Annotated in this window: 17 protein-coding genes; 6 read left to right on the plus strand and 11 right to left on the minus strand. The window is 67.0% G+C overall.

Going from position 1 to position 16,602, the window contains the following annotated elements; genetic code table 11:
- Positions 1-6: 6 nt before the first annotated feature.
- Positions 7-1,053, minus strand: a complete 1,047-nt coding sequence (locus HALDL1_11510) for an NADPH:quinone oxidoreductase (protein ID AHG04155.1) — start codon at positions 1,051-1,053, stop codon at positions 7-9.
- A 124-nt stretch (positions 1,054-1,177) separates the two neighbouring features.
- Here HALDL1_11510 and HALDL1_11515 point away from each other — a divergent pair, with 124 nt between their 5' ends.
- Positions 1,178-2,572 (plus strand): uracil permease, encoded by a 1,395-nt coding sequence (locus HALDL1_11515; GenBank protein ID AHG04156.1) that lies wholly within the window; start codon positions 1,178-1,180, stop codon positions 2,570-2,572.
- Positions 2,573-2,623: 51 nt separating this feature from the next.
- Here the strand turns inward: HALDL1_11515 and HALDL1_11520 are convergent, their stop codons facing one another.
- Complete coding sequence (locus tag HALDL1_11520; protein ID AHG04157.1) at positions 2,624-3,388, minus strand: cyclase; 765 nt, start codon at positions 3,386-3,388, stop codon at positions 2,624-2,626.
- Positions 3,389-3,568: 180 nt separating this feature from the next.
- Positions 3,569-4,771, minus strand: a complete 1,203-nt coding sequence (locus HALDL1_11525; protein AHG04158.1) for a CoA transferase — start codon at positions 4,769-4,771, stop codon at positions 3,569-3,571.
- Positions 4,772-5,089: 318 nt separating this feature from the next.
- On the opposite strand from HALDL1_11525, the gene HALDL1_11530 reads away from it, so the two are divergent.
- From HALDL1_11530 to HALDL1_11545, 4 genes are all read left to right on the plus strand, one after another.
- Positions 5,090-5,854: an IclR family transcriptional regulator gene (locus HALDL1_11530; protein ID AHG04159.1), complete on the plus strand. Its 765-nt coding sequence runs from the start codon at positions 5,090-5,092 to the stop codon at positions 5,852-5,854.
- Positions 5,855-6,213: 359 nt separating this feature from the next.
- Positions 6,214-7,428: a molybdenum cofactor biosynthesis protein gene (locus tag HALDL1_11535; protein AHG04160.1), complete on the plus strand. Its 1,215-nt coding sequence runs from the start codon at positions 6,214-6,216 to the stop codon at positions 7,426-7,428.
- The gene (locus HALDL1_11540) at positions 7,425-8,072 is read left to right on the plus strand and encodes a molybdopterin-guanine dinucleotide biosynthesis protein MobA (protein AHG04161.1); all 648 of its coding nucleotides are present in this window, start codon (positions 7,425-7,427) and stop codon (positions 8,070-8,072) included. Before HALDL1_11535 ends, HALDL1_11540 begins: the two co-directional genes overlap by 4 nt.
- 40 nt (positions 8,073-8,112) lie before the next feature.
- Positions 8,113-8,511: a thioesterase gene (locus HALDL1_11545; protein ID AHG04162.1), complete on the plus strand. Its 399-nt coding sequence runs from the start codon at positions 8,113-8,115 to the stop codon at positions 8,509-8,511.
- Here HALDL1_11545 and HALDL1_11550 read toward each other — a convergent pair.
- From HALDL1_11550 to HALDL1_11570, 5 genes are all read right to left on the minus strand, one after another.
- Positions 8,488-9,258, minus strand: coding sequence for a histidine kinase (locus HALDL1_11550; protein ID AHG04163.1), 771 nt, complete (start codon positions 9,256-9,258; stop codon positions 8,488-8,490). The genes HALDL1_11545 and HALDL1_11550 overlap by 24 nt on opposite strands.
- 81 nt (positions 9,259-9,339) lie before the next feature.
- Positions 9,340-10,230: a transporter gene (locus HALDL1_11555; protein AHG04164.1), complete on the minus strand. Its 891-nt coding sequence runs from the start codon at positions 10,228-10,230 to the stop codon at positions 9,340-9,342.
- A 105-nt stretch (positions 10,231-10,335) separates the two neighbouring features.
- Complete coding sequence (locus HALDL1_11560; protein ID AHG05313.1) at positions 10,336-10,587, minus strand: hypothetical protein; 252 nt, start codon at positions 10,585-10,587, stop codon at positions 10,336-10,338.
- Between the two features lie 241 nt (positions 10,588-10,828).
- Positions 10,829-11,386 (minus strand): thioredoxin reductase, encoded by a 558-nt coding sequence (locus HALDL1_11565; protein ID AHG04165.1) that lies wholly within the window; start codon positions 11,384-11,386, stop codon positions 10,829-10,831.
- A 31-nt stretch (positions 11,387-11,417) separates the two neighbouring features.
- Complete coding sequence (locus tag HALDL1_11570) at positions 11,418-11,891, minus strand: cyclase (GenBank protein AHG04166.1); 474 nt, start codon at positions 11,889-11,891, stop codon at positions 11,418-11,420.
- Positions 11,892-12,020: 129 nt separating this feature from the next.
- On the opposite strand from HALDL1_11570, the gene HALDL1_11575 reads away from it, so the two are divergent.
- The gene (locus HALDL1_11575; protein ID AHG04167.1) at positions 12,021-13,163 is read left to right on the plus strand and encodes an aspartate aminotransferase; all 1,143 of its coding nucleotides are present in this window, start codon (positions 12,021-12,023) and stop codon (positions 13,161-13,163) included.
- Here HALDL1_11575 and HALDL1_11580 read toward each other — a convergent pair.
- The 3 genes from HALDL1_11580 to HALDL1_11590 form a co-directional block, all read right to left on the minus strand.
- Positions 13,156-13,584 carry an AsnC family transcriptional regulator gene (locus tag HALDL1_11580; GenBank protein AHG04168.1) on the minus strand — a complete coding sequence of 143 codons (429 nt, stop codon included), beginning with the start codon at positions 13,582-13,584 and terminating at the stop codon, positions 13,156-13,158. The two genes, HALDL1_11575 and HALDL1_11580, sit on opposite strands and share 8 nt — an antisense overlap.
- A 107-nt stretch (positions 13,585-13,691) precedes the next feature.
- Positions 13,692-14,630 carry a 2-ketoglutarate ferredoxin oxidoreductase subunit beta gene (locus HALDL1_11585; protein AHG04169.1) on the minus strand — a complete coding sequence of 313 codons (939 nt, stop codon included), beginning with the start codon at positions 14,628-14,630 and terminating at the stop codon, positions 13,692-13,694.
- Between the two features lie 2 nt (positions 14,631-14,632).
- Positions 14,633-16,519 carry a 2-ketoglutarate ferredoxin oxidoreductase subunit alpha gene (locus tag HALDL1_11590; GenBank protein ID AHG04170.1) on the minus strand — a complete coding sequence of 629 codons (1,887 nt, stop codon included), beginning with the start codon at positions 16,517-16,519 and terminating at the stop codon, positions 14,633-14,635.
- Positions 16,520-16,602: the final 83 nt, after the last annotated feature.

Raw genomic sequence — 16,602 nt, forward strand, 5'->3', positions numbered from 1 at the left:
CCTGCGTCAGGGCTCCAGAATAGTCATCCCGTGGGTGTCACCCGACCTGAGCGCCTCGTGGACCTCCGGGACCTCGTCCAGTCCGACTGTCTGGGTGTACTCGGCCGTGACGCGGTCGTCCGCGAGCAGGCGGGCGGCCCGCACCACCTCGTCCTTCGTCGCGTAGCGGGAGCCGACGAGGCTCGCTTCCTTCACGACGAACTCCTTCAGCAGCGGCGCGAACGAGCGCTCGTGGTGGGTGGTCAGCGAGACGACGTCGCCGCCCAGCGCGAGCGCGTCCCACGCGTCCCGGAGCGTATCGATGTCCCCGACCGTGTCCACGGCGACCATCGGTCCCTCGCCGTGGGGCGTCGCTGCTCGTGCGCGCTCGGCGAAGTCGTCGCCGCGAGCGTCGATGGGCGTGACCGCGTCGCTGGTGACCTGGTCGACGTACGCCAGGCGGTCCTCGTCGACGTCGGCAGCGAGTACGTGTGCGCCGCGGCGAGCGGCGAGTTGCGAGAGGTGGACGCCGATGCGGCCCGCAGCGCCGACGACGAGCACGGTGTCGTCGTCGCGGACGCCGGTGCGCTCGCAGACGTGCAGCGGCGTGGCGAGGCCGTCGGCGGCCACCGCTCCGTCCACGAACGTCGCTTCGTCGGGCAGCGGGAGGACGTTCGATTCGGGAATCGTCGTCGCCTCCGCGTACGCGCCGTCTCGCTGGACACCGAACCACCCCCCGAAGTTCGTGCACTGGTTCGTGTCGCCGCGCCGGCAGCGATCGCAGTGCCCGCAGGTGAGGTAGAAGTACGCGAGCACGCGGTCCCCGGCCTCGAAGTTGGTGACGCCGGGACCCGTCTCCGCGACGACGCCCGCGAACTCGTGGCCCGGAATCCGCGGGACGTGCTCGTCGGCGTCGCTGAGTCCGCCCTGTACCGCGTTCTCTATCGTCCGCGTGACGCCGCAGGCGCGAACGTCGACGAGGACTTCGCCCGCATCCGGCGTCGGTCGCTCGACCGTTCTGACGTCGAGTTCGCCGCCCCACTCGTCGAGGACAACGGCGTTCATGGTCGACATACCGCAGTCGTTGCTCGCGGCGGTAGTTAGGTGTTCGGCCGTGCGGGCGTCTGCCGTTGTATTCGGCCGAGTAGGGGCGAAATTCGCCCAAATATTTAAATCGTGGGTCGTGGTGGGTACCCCCATGCCAGACGGTAATACAGAGGCAGAACAGAGCAGAGGTAACGGACTAGTCCGGTACGGCATCGAAGACAGACCCGAAAACGGCGAGGCAGTCGCGCTGGGCATCCAGCACCTCCTCGCGATGTTCCTCTCGACAGTGGCGCTCCCGCTGGTCATCGCCAGCGCCATCGGCCTCGGGTCCGCGGACATCACCTTCATCGTTCAGATGGCGCTGCTCGTCGCCGGTATCGCTACCCTCGTCCAGGTGTTCCCCATCGGTCCGGTCGGCGCCCGCCTCCCCATCGTGATGGGGACCAGCGCCATCTTCGTGTCGCCGCTCATCGACATCGGCAGCACGTACGGGCTGGCCACCATCTTCGGCGCCGTCATCATCGCGGCGCCCGTCGAAGTGGTCATCGGCTACTTCTTCGACGACGTCGAGGACTTCTTCCCGCCGCTGGTCACTGGCATCGTCGTGATGCTCGTCGGCCTCACGCTCATCCCCATCGCAATCCAGTACTCCGCCGGTATCCCCGGCACGGACGCCTTCGGGAGTCTGGAGAACCTCGGGCTCGCGGCGCTCGTGCTCGTCGTCGCGCTCGTCACCAACCAGTTCTTCGGCGGCTTCATGCGCTCGGCGAGCGTCCTCATCGCCGTCGTCGTCGGCTACCTCGCGGCCATCCCGCTGGGCCTGCTCGACCTCTCGGCGGTCGGTTCGGCCGCGTGGTTCTCGTTCCCGACGCCGCTCAAGTACGGCATCGCCTTCGAACCCAGCGCCATCATCCTGGCCGCGTTCGCGTACATCATCACCTCGATGGAGACCATCGGCGACGTCGCCGGCACCACCGAGGCGGTCGGCCGCGACCCCACCAGCGAGGAGACCAAGGGCGGCCTCATCGCGGACGGCGTCATGTCCGCGTTCGCGGGCTTGTTCAACGCGTTCCCGAACACCTCCTTCAGCCAGAACGTCGGGCTCATCAGCTTCACAGGCATCGCCAGCCGGTTCGTCGTCGGCATCACCGGTGTGTTCCTCATCGTCCTCGGCCTCGTGCCGAAGGTCGCTGCGGTCGTCTCCGCGATGCCCAACCCGGTGCTCGGCGGCGCCGCCGTCGTGCTCTTCGGGATGATCTTCTCCATCGGCCTCCGCATCATCACCCGCGGGTCGGACCTCTCGCAGCGTAACCTCACCATCATCGCGACCTCCATCGTCCTCGGCGTGGGCGTCGAGTGGCGCTCCGACGCGCTCGCTCAGCTTCCCGACGACATCCAGGTGCTCGCGACCTCCGGACTCATCGTCGGCGGCGTCACCGCGCTCGTGATGAACGCCGTTCTGCCCGAGGACGCCGCACCGATGGGCGAGGGCGCAGTCGGCGACCCGGTCGCTGGCGAGGACCCCGAGACCCGCACCGACGACTGACGGAGCGACCGTCGAAAAAACGAAATCCGATTTTTCGAACCGCCTGCGGCGCTACTCCTCGGTGAACGCGACGACCCGCGAGACGGAGGACTCGCCGCCGCGGAACCGCCACGGGAACGTGCCGATCTGTACGCGCTCGTTGAGCAGCTCCTCGGGCACCTGGGCGTTCTCGACGTGGACGATTCCCTCCGGGAACAGCTCCGTGTGCATGAGCTGGTAGCCCTCGGGCGGGAAGATCTCGTCGAGGTCGTCGACGCCGTGCTTCTCGCGCGCCTCTGCGGCGAGTTCCGGGCGGACGTCGCGGACGATCGTGTTCATCGGGTGGTCTGCGCTCCCGCAGTCCAGGATGAGGTAGTTGAGGTCCATCTCCTTGCACCAGTCGGCGAACTCCTGGTTCGGGCCGGGGTGCTTGCAGAAGAACGAGTGGGGGTCGGCCTCCTCGCGGTGCCACGCGTACTTCTGGTAGCCCGTGTGGATGAAGAGGATGTCTCCCTCCTGGACGTCGCAGACGTCCTCGATCATGTCCGAGGTGTAGACGTCGTAGTCGCCCACCTTGTCGGAGATGTCCGCGACGACCGCGTCGCTGACGAGCTCGTCGAGGGGCATGCTCTCGATGTCCCGCCCGTGGGCGATGAAGTGCTTCTCGCCGTCCAGGTGGGTCCCGGTGTGGTTCATGAACTCGATCTTCTGGCCGTTCACCTTCTCCGTGTCCAGTGACTTCTCGTACCAGATTTTCGGGTTGTCGTACGTTGGCCACGCGGGCGTGTCCTGTGACCACGGCTGCGTCAGGTCGTGCATCTCGTAACCGTCGAGCATGCACCAAAGGTGGCGGGACACCCTCATAAGAATTGGCCATTGGGCAGTTGACAGGGTGCTCCACCGCTCGTTACCAAGACTTCGGGCGCGGGAGCGAGCAGTCGGTCGATTGGCGCGTCGAACTCCGGTCGCCTACGAGAATCCGGGTGCCAGGCGGATGCCGAGCGGGTGCCGAAGCGCTCAGTCCTCGCCGAACACGCCGGCGTCCGCGAGCGCGTCTATCTCCGCCTCGCTGTAGCCGAGTTCCTCGAACACCTCGCGGTTGTGTTCGCCGAGTTCCGGCGGCGGCGAGCGGAACCCGCTCTCGCTCTGCTCGTAGTTCAGCGGGTGTTCGATGACGGGGATGGTCTTGCCGCGGGCCTCCATCTCGCGGACGACGCCGCGAGCCTCGGTCTGCTCGTTGTGGAGCGCCTCTTCGACGGAGTAGACCGGACCGGCGGGGATGCCGGCCTCCTCGACGAGGACGTCCATCCAATCCTCGGTTGTGCGCTCGCGGAGCACGCCCTCCAGTTCGGCCTCGAGTTCGTCCATGTTTTCGACGCGGTCGGCGTTCGTCTCGAAGCGCTCGTCCTCGGTGAGTTCCGGGCGCTCGATGGCCTCGCAGAAGAGGCGCCAGAGCTTCTGGTTGAGGCAGGCGACGTTGATGTGGCCGTCGGCCGTCTCGAACGTCTGGTAGGGTGCGAGTACCGGGTCCTTCGTCCCCATGCGCTGGGGCTCCTCGCCGACGAACGCCTTCCCGGCCTGCTTGGTGAGCCACGGGAGCGCGGCGTCGAGCATCCCGAGTTCGACGTAGTCGCCCTCGCCCGTCCGCTCGCGGCGGTAGAGCGCGTTCACGATGCCGAACGCCGACCACATCGCCGTGATGAGGTCGGTCTGGGGGAGGCCGACCTTCACGGGTCGGCCGTCGGCCTCGCCGGTGACCGACATGATGCCGCTCATCCCCTGGACGAGCAGGTCGTAGCCGGGGCGCTGGCTCCACGGGCCGGTCTGTCCGAACGCGGAGATGGCGCAGTAGACGACCTCCTCGTTGACGCCGCGGATGTCGTCGTACGCGACGTTGAGTTTCTCGGCGGTTCCGGGGCGGTAGTTCTGGATGAAGACGTCGGCCTCCTCGGCGAGGTCGTACAGCGCCGCCAGCCCCTCCTCGGTCTTCAGGTTCAGTTCGATGCTGCGCTTGTCGTAGTTCACGGTCCAGAAGTACGGCGACTCGCCGTCCACGAACGGCGGACCGGAGTGGCGGTTGTCGTCGCCAGCGTCGGGGCGTTCGACCTTGATGACGTCCGCGCCCTGGTTCGCGAGCATCAGCGAGCAGAAGCCGCCCGTGACGAACGTGCTCAGGTCGAGCACCGTCACGCCGTCGAGTACGTGTCCGTCTGTAGCCATCACCAGCCACGAGGGGGACTGGCTGCATAAATCATTGCCGTGGCGGGCGCCGCCGGCGAGCAGAGACTGACAGGAGTTCGAGGACCGTAACGTTCAACGATGCCGAACGATGATTCATTCAATCGTGCGGAGTTAATTCGCCAACAGAGCGAGAAAACCAGCTGAAGAAGCCAAATAGCCAGAAAACACCGAGTTCGGAGCCCATATTATCGTTCGTTATGGTGGGTTTACGCACTGTTTCGTCAGCATTCGAGGACGACTATCCCACATCACTGAACACAAGTATTACATAGACGAACGGCCTCTATCCGTCTACGCATGCCCGACGCGGACTCCCCGACGGTGAAATCCGTCGAGACGACGTTCAGGATCATCGAGGCGCTGCACGAGCACGGGGGCGCCGGCGTCACCGAACTCGCGAACGAACTCTCCGCCCCGAAGAGCACGGTCCACAACCACCTCCAGACGCTCGAGGGCAACGAGTACGTCGTCAACGACGACGGTACGTACCGCGTCGGCAGTCGCTTCCTGGAACTCGGCGCCCACGCCCGCGACCGGCGGGACATCTACGAGGTCGCGCGCCCGGAGGTCGACCGCATCGCCGAGGAGACCGGCGAACTCTCCGGGGTCGTCGTCGAAGAGCACGGCCGCGGCGTCTTCCTCCACCGCGCGAAAGGCGAGAACGCGGTCCACGTCGACACCTACGCGGGCAAGCGCATCTACCTCCACGGCGCGGCGCTCGGGAAGGCCGTGCTCGCCCACCTGCCCGAGGCGCGCGTCGACGACATCGTCGAGCGCCACGGCCTCCCCGTGCTCACCGAGAACACAATCACGGACTGCCAAGCGCTCCGGGAGGAACTCGCCGAGATTCGGGAGACTGGTATCGCCTTCGACGACGAGGAGCGCCTCGACGGGCTGCGGAGTGTCGGCGCCGCCATCACCAGCGAGGACGGCGACGTGCTGGGCGCGGTCAGCGTCGCGGGCCCCACGAGTCGCCTCCGCGAGGAGCGCTTCCGCGAGGAACTTCCGGCGGTCGTCCGGAGCGCGGTCAACGTCATCGACCTCAACGTGACCTACTCATGACTGTTACAGACGTACGTCCGTAACTCCGACGAATTACCAGAAACCGGTAAGGACGTAAAACTAGCCAGTATTGTTACCTTACCCGTGGGAAAGCGGGCATTTCGACGAGTCCGCCGTTAGGCCATAAATTCGCCGCTTTAGACGGTTTCCCTGTGTTCACACTCGTGAACCGTTTGTAACAGTAAACTACCCCGTTCACGAGCGTTAGCGCGGTTTTATCCGGTTTCACAGCGGGAGTAGGAAGCATCCGTTTCGCGGATTTTCCCAGTTCACGATACTGTTTCGATTTCTTATACGGTTCCGCGAGCAGCCCACGGCAGGGGACAAGACATAACGGGTGGGCCGCGTTCGTCTATAGCATGGACCACGACCACGCGGACATGCTGTCCCGCGACGACGCCGTCGAGCGCGTGCTCGACCACCGCGAGACCACAGTGGACCGCCTCGGCACGGAAACGGTGGCGCTCGACGACATCGCGGGTCGGGTGCTCGCGACCGACGTCGAAGCGACGGCGGACCAGCCCCCGCACAGCCACGCGACGATGGACGGGTTCGCCTTCGACGCGAGTGCCGACTACCCCTACAAGGTCGTCGACCGCGAGGTGTTTCCGGAGGACGACCCGGGGACGCTCGACGCCGACGAGGCGGTCCGAATCGCGACCGGCGCGCCGCTCCCGGCGGGCGCCAACGCCGTGCTGAAAGTCGAGGAGTCGACAGTCGAGAACGGTGAACTCCGGGGGACCGACCTCGAACCCGGGACGTACGTCTACGAGCGCGGCAGCAACGTCGAGGCCGGCGAACGGCTGTTCACCGCGGGCGAGGTGCTGTCGCCGAAGGACGCGATATTCCTGCGGGACCTCGGCGTGGAGGACGTGGCGGTGCGCGAGCGGTTCTCGGTGGGTGTGCTGGCGACCGGGACCGAGATCCACGAGGGACGCATCGACGACCTGGACTCCCCAATGCTCGCGGGCCTCGTGCAGTCGTGGGGCCACGACGCGACCCACGAGGGCAGCGTCCCCGACGACTACGAGACGGTCGAGGACCGCATCTCGGAACTCGCCGACGAACACGACGTCCTCCTGACCACGGGCGGCACGAGCGTCGGCAAGAAGGACTACGTCATCCGCGCGCTGGACACCCTCGGCGAGGTTCGGTTCCACCGCGTGGCCGTCCGGCCGGGCAAACCCATCGCGCTCGCTGCCCTCCCGGACCACGACGCGACGGTGTTCGCGATTCCCGGCAAACCCGTCGGCGCACACACCATCTCGTCGCTCGTCGCTCGCCCGTTCTTCACCGGGCGCGCGGACCTCCCGACCGTTCCCGCGACGTTCACCAACGACGTCGGCCTCGGCCCGGAGGGCTTCGAGTACGCGGTTCCGGTCACACTGGACGGCGGTGAGGCCACGCCGCTCGGGCACGCCGACTCGGCGCTCTCCGTCTACGAGGAGACGTTCGACCCCAGCGTGCTGTCGTCGAGCACGCGCGCGACCCGGGCCGACGGCTTCGTGCTCACCGAAGCAGGGCTGAGCGCGGGCGAGGAGGTGCGGGTCGTCCCGTACCCCGTCGTGGAATGAGCCTCCCAGTCGTCGACCCGCCGGCCGAGCGGACAGGGCGTTCGCGTGTCGCGGGCGTCCTGCTGGCGGCGGGGACGAGTTCCCGGTTCGGCGAGGCGAACAAACTGCTCGCCGAAGTGGACAGGGCGGACGGCTCCGCGGAGAGCGGCGGGAAGGAGGGGGAACCGATGGTCCGCCGGAGTGCGGAGACGGTGCTCGCGGCAGGCATCGACGACGTGCTCGTCGTCGTCGGCTACGAGGCCGACCGCGTCCGTGAGGCGCTGGCTGGACTCGACGTCTCGTTCCTGGAGAATCCCGAGTACGAGACGGGGCAGGCGTCGTCCGTGCGTGCAGGCGTTCGGGCGCTCGGCGACGTGGACGCCGCCGTGTTCGCGCTCGGCGATATGCCCTACGTCGACGCCGAGAGCATCCAGGCGCTGGTGGCTGCCTACGAAGACGGGACGGCCACCGCGCTCGCCGCTGGCAACGAGGGAGAGCGAGGAAATCCGGTGCTGTTCGACGCGATGCACTTCCCCGCGCTCGCCGACAGCGACGGCGACACGGGCGGGAAAGAAGTCTTGTTCTCGGCCGACGACGCGGCCGTCGTGGAGACGGGCGACCCGGGCGTGAGGCGGGACGTCGACCGGCCAGACGAGTTCGCCTGAACCGCGGGCGTTATGCGGTCGGCGGGCGCAGTTCCGGGCGATGACCGAGTTCCCGTACACGACCACCGTCGACGTCCGCTACCAGGACCACGACGAGATGGGGCACGTCAACAACGCCACCTACGTCACGTACATGGAGGAGGCGCGGACGAAGTACCTCCGGGACGAACTCGGCGTCCCGGCCGACGAACTGAGCATGGTCGTCGCGCACATCGAGGTGGACTTCGTCCGGTCGGTCCAGTACGCCGATGAGGTGACGGTAGCGGTGTCCGTCACCGACCTCGGGGAGTCGAGTTTCACGATGGCCTACGAGCTGCGCGACGGCGAGGGGGTCGTGGCCGAGGGCGAGACGGTGCAGGTCGTCCTCGACCCGGAGACGGGGACGAGCACGCCGATTCCCGAGGCGTGGCGCGAGTCAATCCGCGTAGTCGAGGGTTGAGGACCGCGTCGACGGGAACGCTCCGAGTCGGTCAAGGATGGTGTCGACGATATCTTCGTCGAACGTCCAGAACCCGTAGAACTGGTCGCGCTCGCGTTCCTCGGCGAGCAGCGCGCGCTTCTCCGCGTCCCGTTCGGCGTCCAGCACCACGAACCACGTCGACCTGATTTCGTCGTCCTCGTACTCGTGGAGGTCGTGGACCTCGCTCGGAACGCGCCAGTCCGGCTCCCCGTAGAGGTGGGTGTCGACGCCCGCTCTCGCCAGCCGGTCGTAGAGGGTGTACTGCGGTTTGAGGTTCGAGAACGCCTGGAAGCCGGCGTGGAGGCTGCCGCCGTGTCGGTAGGCGAACTCCTCGATTTCCCGGGAGGCGATGGTCATTCGCCGCCAGCCGTAGTCCGTGAACACTGTATGGTCGATCTGCTGGAGCAGGTCCGGATACTCGATCTCGTCGGGGTCTGTGAGGTCGAGTAGCTCGGAGTTGGGTCGGATCACGCGGTAGAGGGACGACAAACTCGTCGCGGCGACGAACTCGTCGCGGTCGTGGAGCACGAGGAAGTTCCGCGGGCGGCCGTCGTCGGTGGTCGCGCGCCTGAGGTCGACGCTCTGCACCTCGAAGTACTTACGAACGTCCCGGCGGATGCCGTCGCCAGCGTCGTCGTTGTACAGCGTGAGCGTGAGCCCGCGCTCCCCGACCAGGTCGACGATGTCCGGAAGCGCCGGCACGGCGTCGGTCTCGGATCCCACCATCTCTACCGGTGGTTGTGACGGCGAGCCTATAAAAAAATCAGTTTGCGGCGGCTGCTGCGCGACGTCTCGTGGTGTAGCCGGTTACGTCGCCCGCCCGGTGGCGGTGAGCGCGATGCCGAAGAGGATGATGGCGCCGCCGGCGATGGTGAACTCCCCGGGAACCTCGCCGAAGATGGCGAGCGCGAGCAGCGCGGCACCGACGGACTCCCCGAGCAGGGAGACGCTGACGACGCTGGACTCGACGTACTTCAGCGCCCAGTTGATGAGCGTGTGGCCGAACAGCCCCGGCCCGACGGCCATCGCCGCGAACAGCGCCCACTCGTGGGCGGGGTAGTCGACCAGCGGCAGTCCGCGCGCCACGGCGACAGCGAATAGGACGGCCGTGCAGACGCCGTAAACGACGAAGACGTACGGTGCGAGCGACAGCCGCTGGCGCACGGAGCGGCCGGCGAGCACGTAGCCCGCTGCGGCGGCCGCCCCGAGGACTGCGAGCGCGTTGCCGAGTTCGGGGTTCGGCCCCACTGTCGCGCCGCCGAGAAACTCTCCCGCAGACAGGAGCACCGACCCGGCGATGGCGACGAGAATGCCGCCGACGATGCGAGCGCTCGCGCGCTCGTCCAGCAGCAACCACGCGCCGACGGCGACGAACGCCGGTTGCGTCTGGACGAGCGTCGCCGACGCCGCGATGCTGGTGTAGTCGATGGAGGCGAACCACGACGCGAAGTGCAGCGCCAAAAGCGCCCCCGAGAGGGTGACGAGCGCCCAGTCGCTGCCCGAGACTGACGCGAACTGGTCGCGCTCGCGGGCCGCGAACGGCGCTACGAGCGCGGTCATGAACAGCACGCGGTAGCACGCCTTCACGAGGCTCGGGGCATTGCTGAGGTCGACGAGCACCGCGCTCGTGCTGACCGCCACCACCGCGACGGCGACGCCCACCATCGGCGGTACCGGCAAGTCGTCTGGACTGTTCACGAACTGTGGTGGCGGGGGCCGCCGTTAGGCGTTGCGCTCGCGGCCAGACGGCCGCGCCACCAATGCGCCGAGAAATCGTGGACGGCTGGGCCTAGAACGCCGTGGCTAGCGGTTCTGAAGGGTCGACCGAACCTTCGCGACGGAGCCGTCGCAGTTCGAACACGTCTCCTTCTCGGTCGCGACGTAGACGGTGTCACAGGACGGACAGTGGAAGAGCCCGGAGCGTGACTGCTCCTCGGCAGTCTCGGACTGTTCCTCCGCTTCCTCCCGCGATTTCAGGGCCTGCGCTGCCCGCTGGTCGGCGGTGGTCTTCTCGCTCCGCAGCCGGTCGACGGCCGCCGAGAGCTTAGCAAACACGCGCCCGCTCCCCCCGGTTAGAACTGGTCTCGATTCCCGGCGTCTGGCCGATCTGTACGTCCCCAACGGTGTCCGGAGTGCACCCTGACATAACCCTGGCCATACCACAGCCACGGTCTGAACATACTTCAACTACCGGCCTAGTCAAGTAGAATTAGTCGCCCGCATAACCCGGTTATCGGGCCGCTATCCCGTGTTTTCCGGACCGCCGCCACCCCCAATCTGTTGGAGCGGCTACTGCTTACTCGATGTCCTCGGGCGTCTCGAAGTCGTGGAACTCCTCGCCCGCCTCCTTCGAGAGGATGTTGAGCGCGGCAGCGGCGCCGTCGCCCGCGGCGATGACCGCCTGCCACTCCCCGGCGCGCACCATCGCGCCCGTCGCGTAGGCGTCTTCGACGCTCGTCTCCATGCTCACGTCGACGCCGACGACGCCCTCCTCGGTCATCGCACACCCCAGTTGCTCCGCGAGGTCCAGGTCGTCGCCGGTCGCGAGGACCAGGTAGTCCGAGTCGTACTCGTCGGCTTCGGTCAGAACTTCGAAGCCGTCGTCGTGGACGTTGACGCCCGTGACCGCCTCGCCCTGGTGGCGCTCGGCGCCGAAGCCGTCGACCTGTTCGCGGACGTCCTCGACGTACGCAGTTCCGTCGATGGAGTCGATGCCCGGGTAGTTGAACAGGTGGGCCTTGTGCATCCACGTCTCGTCGGTGTCGAACACCGTGGTGTCGAGGCCGTTCTTCGCGGTGAATAGTGCCGCGCTCAGTCCCGCTGGACCGCCGCCGACGACGGTGACGTGTGCCATGACTGCACGGTGGGCTCTGAGGCCGATAAACCTACGGCCGTTCGAGAATCTCGCGGGTTCGTCGGTGGCGGTAGCGGAACATGGGCTCGAAGAACAGCCCCGCCAGTTCGTCCGCGACGCCGCCGACGGGCGTGCGGTACTCGACCCGGTCGCGGGCCAGCGTCTCGTCGCCGTCGGCGTAGAACGAGTGTGTATGCTCCCACTCGGGGAACGGGCCCTCCTCCATCACGTCGGCGAAGTAGGCGTGGCCGTCCCCCTCCTCGCGCTCGATGATGCGGGACACCCAGCGCTGACGGGGTCCCACCCCGAACGGCCGAACAGACATCCGGATGCGGGTGCCCGCGGTGAGCACGTCCCCCTCGCTGCCCTCCGGATACTGGACCGCCTCGACGCGGAGGTTCGCCCACCGCGGCGTGAGCGCCTGGAGTCCGTCGATGGTTGAGTGGAACTCCCAGACGTCCTCGAACGGGGCGCGGACGCGGAGTTCACGCTCGAACGTCGCCATGGGTGCGGTTGGGGCGGTGGACGCAAAACTCCGGCGGCGTGCGCCCGCGTGGCTTGGTACGGTGCTGGAACGCCGGCAAGTGTTGTCGACCGACGAATGGTTATACCGACGAACCCCTTTCCTCGCGCTATGCCATCGGAGCGCGCAACCGACACCACGCCGTTCGCGGCGATGGACGTGCTCGAGCGGGCGAGCGAACTCGAGGGTGTCGTCCACATGGAAGTGGGCGAACCCGACTTCCGGCCGCCGGAAGCAGCGACGGATGCAGCGGTTGCAGCACTCCGGGCAGGCGACGACGACTACGGCACCTCGCGCGGCACGGCGTCGCTCCGCGAGGCGATCAGCGACTACTACGCTGAGACGTACGGCGTCGACGTGCCGACCAACCGCATCATCGTCACGCCCGGGTCCTCGCCCGCGCTCCTGCTCGCGCTCCTCTCGATTGTCGACCCCGGCGAGGAGGTCGTGCTGACGGACCCGTACTACGCCTGCTACCCGAACTTCGTGCGACAGGCCGAGGGCCAGGTCAGAACGGTCGAACTCGACCCGGCCGACGGCTTCGAACCGAGCGTCGACGCCTACGAGCAGGTCGTCGACGACGACACCGCCGCGATGCTGCTGAACTCCCCCGCGAACCCGACGGGCGCCGTCACGAGCGGGGAGACGCTCTCGGACCTCGTCGACCTGGCCAACCGCACCGACACGATGGTCGTCTCCGACGAGGTGTACCACGGCCTCGCGTTCGACGCCGAGGAGCACTCCGTCCTGGAGTACACCGACGACGCGTTCGTCCTCGACGGCGTCTCGAAGCGCTACGGAATGACCGGGTGGCGCCTCGGCTGGGCGGTCTGTCCGCCCGAGTACGTCGAGGCCATCAACCGCCTCTCCCAGAACGTGCTCATCTGCGCACCGCCGTTCGTGCAGGCGGGCGCCGAGGCCGCCATCCGCGAGGGGACCGAGCAGTTGGCGGAACACCGCGAGGCGTACCGCGAACGCCGCGACCTCCTGCTCGAGGCGGCCGAGCGCTGGGGGTTCGACGTCGGCTACACCCCGGAGGGCGCCTACTACCTGCTGCTCGACGTCTCGGACCTCGGAGACGCCTTCGACGTCGCGGACGTCTTCCTGGAGGAGGCCGGCGTGGCGATGACGCCCGGCCCCGACTTCGGAGACGGGGCGACGGACTACCTGCGCGCGTCGTTCGCGAGAAGTACGGAGGACGTGCGCGAGGCTATCGAGCGCATCGACGAACTGCTCGCGACGACCACTACTTGAGCCGTTCCTGCAGGAAAGAAGGGTGGGCGGCGGTGACGCCGTCGATGCCCAGCACGTCGTCGCTGATGACGCCGCCGAGTTCGTCGCCGTCCGCAGCGCGGACCTCGGCCATCAGCATGTGGTCGCCACTGGAGGTGTAGAGCGCCCGCACGGCGTCCAGTTCTTTCAGATCCCGGGTCGCCTCCACGTAGCGCTCGGAGGCCACGTCGATGCCCACGAGAGCGATGCTCTGGCCCGACAGTTTCTTCGGGTCCACGTCGGCAGAGTAGCCGACGATGACGCCCTCCTCCTCGAGTTTGTCGATGTACTTGCGCACCGTCGGCTTCGAGACGTCGGCCCGCGCGGCGATGTCCGCGTACGACGCCTGCGCGTCCTCCTCGAGGGCGGCGAGGATTCGGTCTTCCGTCGATTCGGTACTCACAGACAGTAGTTTGGCGGCTTTGAAAAAATATCTTCCGAATCGGAAAGTGATGGCTCGTCCGGTGCCAGTCCACTCTCCTCGGGGAGCCGCTCCCCGGTACTGCGGGGCTACTTGTGGCGGTCGATGAACTCGTAGGACCGCTCCCACTCCTTGTCGTCGTCGAAGTAGGCGCCGGCGAGCGGTTCCTCGGGCATGTCGCCACGGGACTGCTTCTCCTGCTGGTAGGAGTTGCGGCCCTCCTGCTTGTAGTAGCGGCCAGTCAGCACGGTGCCCTCGTGGAGCGCGTCCTCCGTCTCGTACATCATCTCCGAGGCCTCGCGCCGGTCGGAGACGTCGAAGTCGTAGTCGTCGGAGTCCTGGACGTCCACGTACGGGACGTACTGCTTGGCGTCCTTGTTCCACGTCGGGCACTGGGTCAGGAAGTCGACGTGCGAGAAGCCGTCGTGCTCCATCGCCTCGACGAGGATCTCCTGTGCCTGGTTCGGGTTGACCGCGGCCGTCCGCGCGACGTAGGAGGCGCCAGCCGAGAGGCTCATCGAGAGCGGCCGGATCGGGTCCTTCGCGGAGCCGTGGGGCTGGGTCTTGGACTTGTGGCCCTTCGGGGAGGTCGGGGACGTCTGTCCCTTCGTCAGCCCGAAGATCTCGTTGTTGAACACGATGTACGTGATGTCGTGGTTCTCACGCGCCGTGTGCATGAAGTGGTTGCCACCGATGCCGTAGCCGTCGCCGTCGCCGCCGGCCGCGACCACTTCGAGGTCGTGGTTCGCCAGCTTCGCGGCGCGGGCGACCGGCAGGGAACGACCGTGGATCGTGTGGAAACCGTAGCTGTCGAAGTAGCTGTTGAGCTTCCCCGAGCAGCCGATGCCCGTACAGAGCAGGATCTCCTCTGGGTCCTTGCCGAGCTCCGCCATCGCGCCCTTCAGCGCCTTCAGGACGCCGAAGTCGCCACAGCCAGGACACCACGTCGGCTGCGGTTCGACGCCGGGCGTGAACTCGTCTCGTTCGACCTCCCGTTCCTCACCGATAGCGCTGAATGCCTTGCTCATGGTTAGTCACCTGCCGCGTGTTCGAGGGTGGTCTGAGCGGTCGGGAGTTCGCCGCCACCGTCCTGTTCGATCTCGACGGCTTCCACGATCTCCGCGGGCTCGAACGGGTTGCCGTTGTACTTCAGGAGACTGGAGAGCTTCCCGCCGAAGGTCCCGGCCTCCTTCTGGATGAGGCCGCGGAACTGCTTGGTCGCGGACATCTCCACGACGATGGCCTCGTCGACGCTCTCGACGAACGCCTGTACCTCCTCGGCCGGGAACGGCGCGAGGTCGCTGACGCCCAGCGCCTTCACGCTGTTGCCGTCGTCGTTGAGGCGTTCGACGGCCTCCTCGACGGTGCCCTGCTGGCTGCCCCAGACGATGAGACCGAAGTCGGCGTCCTCGTCACCGTAGACGACCTGCTGCTCGCGCTCGTCGAGGTCGGCGCGGATGGACTCCAGCTTCTGGATGCGTCGGTCGACCTGCATCTGGCGGTTGTCGGGGTCCTCCGCGATGTGGCCGTTCGGCCAGTGCTCGTTGCCGGAGGCGAGGTAACGGCCGCCCTTCTGGCCGGGAATCGATCGCGGGCTGACGCCGTTGTCCGTCTGCTGCTGGAAGCGGTGGAACTTCCCCGTGTCGTCGTGGGGCGCCTCCGCCAGTTCGTCCTCCGTGAGCGTGCTCCCGAGCGTCGGGTTCGGCTCGCGGTCGAAGAAGGAGGCGTCCACGTTCCGGTACTCACCGGAGAGCTTCTGGTCGAAGACGACGATCGAGGGGATCTGGTACTCCCAGGCGATCTCGAACGCCGCCCGCGTCTGCTCGTAACACTCCTTCGGGTCGCTGGGGCCGAACGCCACGCGGTGGCTGTCGCCCTGGCTCGTGTAGAGGATGTGTTCGAGGTCGGCCTGCTCGGGCTTCGTCGGCATCCCCGTGGAGGGACCAGCGCGCATCGCCTCGAGCAGCACGAGCGGCGTCTCGGTCATCTCGGCGAGACCGAGCGGCTCGCTCATCAGCGCGAAGCCGCCGCCCGACGACCCGGACATCGCCTTCACGCCAGTGTGCGAGGCGCCCACTGCGAGCGCCGCCGCCGCAATCTCGTCCTCGACCTGCTCGGAGATGCCGCCCATGTCCGGCAGGAGGTTCGTCATGATGGTGAACACGTCAGTCCACGGCGTCATCGGGTATCCGGCGATGAACCGACAGCCGGCGTCGATGGACGCGTACGCGATGCCGTGGCTCCCGGAGACGAGCACCTGCTCTTCGTCGTGCTCGCCCTCGGGCACGCGCAGGTCGTGGGAGAACTCCATCTCGCTGACCTGGTCGTAGGCGTCGTGGAGGACCTCGAGGTTCTGGTCGAGGATATCGCCGCCCATCGCGTCGCTCATCAGGTCCTCGATGTGGTCGAGCTCCATGCCGGTGAGCGCGGCCGTCGCGCCGACGCCAGCCGTGTTCCGCATGACCTCTCGGCCGTGCTCCTTGGCGATGCCGCGGAGGTCGAGCGGATAGACGTGCCAGCCGTTCTCCTCGGCCTGCTCCTCGAGGCCGTCGACGTCGTCCTCGTCGAGGAGTCCCTCGTCGTAGACGATGATGCCGCCCTCGCGGAGGTCGTCGAGGTTCTCCGTCAGCGGCTTCACTTCTTCGTCGCCGTAGACGGCGTCGTCGGTCGGGTTCCGGGCGAACGAGTCGCCCAGTGCGAGGAGGAAGTTGTAGCCATCCCCGCGCGAGGTTACGTTGCCATCCTTCGCCCGGATCTCCACGAACGTGTGGCCGCCGCGGATCCGGGAGGGATAGTGACGGTGCGTGAAGACGTCGAGCCCCGAGCGCATCAACGCCTTCGCGAAGTTCTGACTCGTGGAGTCGATTCCGTCGCCGGAACCGCCCGCCACTCGCCAGATGAGTTCGTCGTTAGTCATAGTGAATCTGGCCCTCGTCTGGACCGTTACCCGAGGTTGGTACGTTGGCTACTAAATCGTTTGCCATCCATTATCATGGAAAG

Source organism: Halobacterium sp. DL1 (genome assembly GCA_000230955.3).
Classification (GTDB): Archaea; Halobacteriota; Halobacteria; order Halobacteriales; family Halobacteriaceae; genus Halobacterium.

Coding starts and splice junctions, on each gene's coding strand:
- HALDL1_11550 (AHG04163.1), bottom strand. CDS start 9,258: ATGGTGGGATCCGAGACCGACGCCGTGCCGGCGCTTCCGGACATCGTC.
- HALDL1_11515 (AHG04156.1), top strand. CDS start 1,178: ATGCCAGACGGTAATACAGAGGCAGAACAGAGCAGAGGTAACGGACTA.
- HALDL1_11525 (AHG04158.1), bottom strand. CDS start 4,771: ATGGCTACAGACGGACACGTACTCGACGGCGTGACGGTGCTCGACCTG.
- HALDL1_11585 (AHG04169.1), bottom strand. CDS start 14,630: ATGAGCAAGGCATTCAGCGCTATCGGTGAGGAACGGGAGGTCGAACGA.
- HALDL1_11520 (AHG04157.1), bottom strand. CDS start 3,388: ATGCTCGACGGTTACGAGATGCACGACCTGACGCAGCCGTGGTCACAG.
- HALDL1_11530 (AHG04159.1), top strand. CDS start 5,090: ATGCCCGACGCGGACTCCCCGACGGTGAAATCCGTCGAGACGACGTTC.
- HALDL1_11535 (AHG04160.1), top strand. CDS start 6,214: ATGGACCACGACCACGCGGACATGCTGTCCCGCGACGACGCCGTCGAG.
- HALDL1_11545 (AHG04162.1), top strand. CDS start 8,113: ATGACCGAGTTCCCGTACACGACCACCGTCGACGTCCGCTACCAGGAC.
- HALDL1_11590 (AHG04170.1), bottom strand. CDS start 16,519: ATGACTAACGACGAACTCATCTGGCGAGTGGCGGGCGGTTCCGGCGAC.
- HALDL1_11575 (AHG04167.1), top strand. CDS start 12,021: ATGCCATCGGAGCGCGCAACCGACACCACGCCGTTCGCGGCGATGGAC.
- HALDL1_11570 (AHG04166.1), bottom strand. CDS start 11,891: ATGGCGACGTTCGAGCGTGAACTCCGCGTCCGCGCCCCGTTCGAGGAC.
- HALDL1_11565 (AHG04165.1), bottom strand. CDS start 11,386: ATGGCACACGTCACCGTCGTCGGCGGCGGTCCAGCGGGACTGAGCGCG.
- HALDL1_11540 (AHG04161.1), top strand. CDS start 7,425: ATGAGCCTCCCAGTCGTCGACCCGCCGGCCGAGCGGACAGGGCGTTCG.
- HALDL1_11510 (AHG04155.1), bottom strand. CDS start 1,053: ATGTCGACCATGAACGCCGTTGTCCTCGACGAGTGGGGCGGCGAACTC.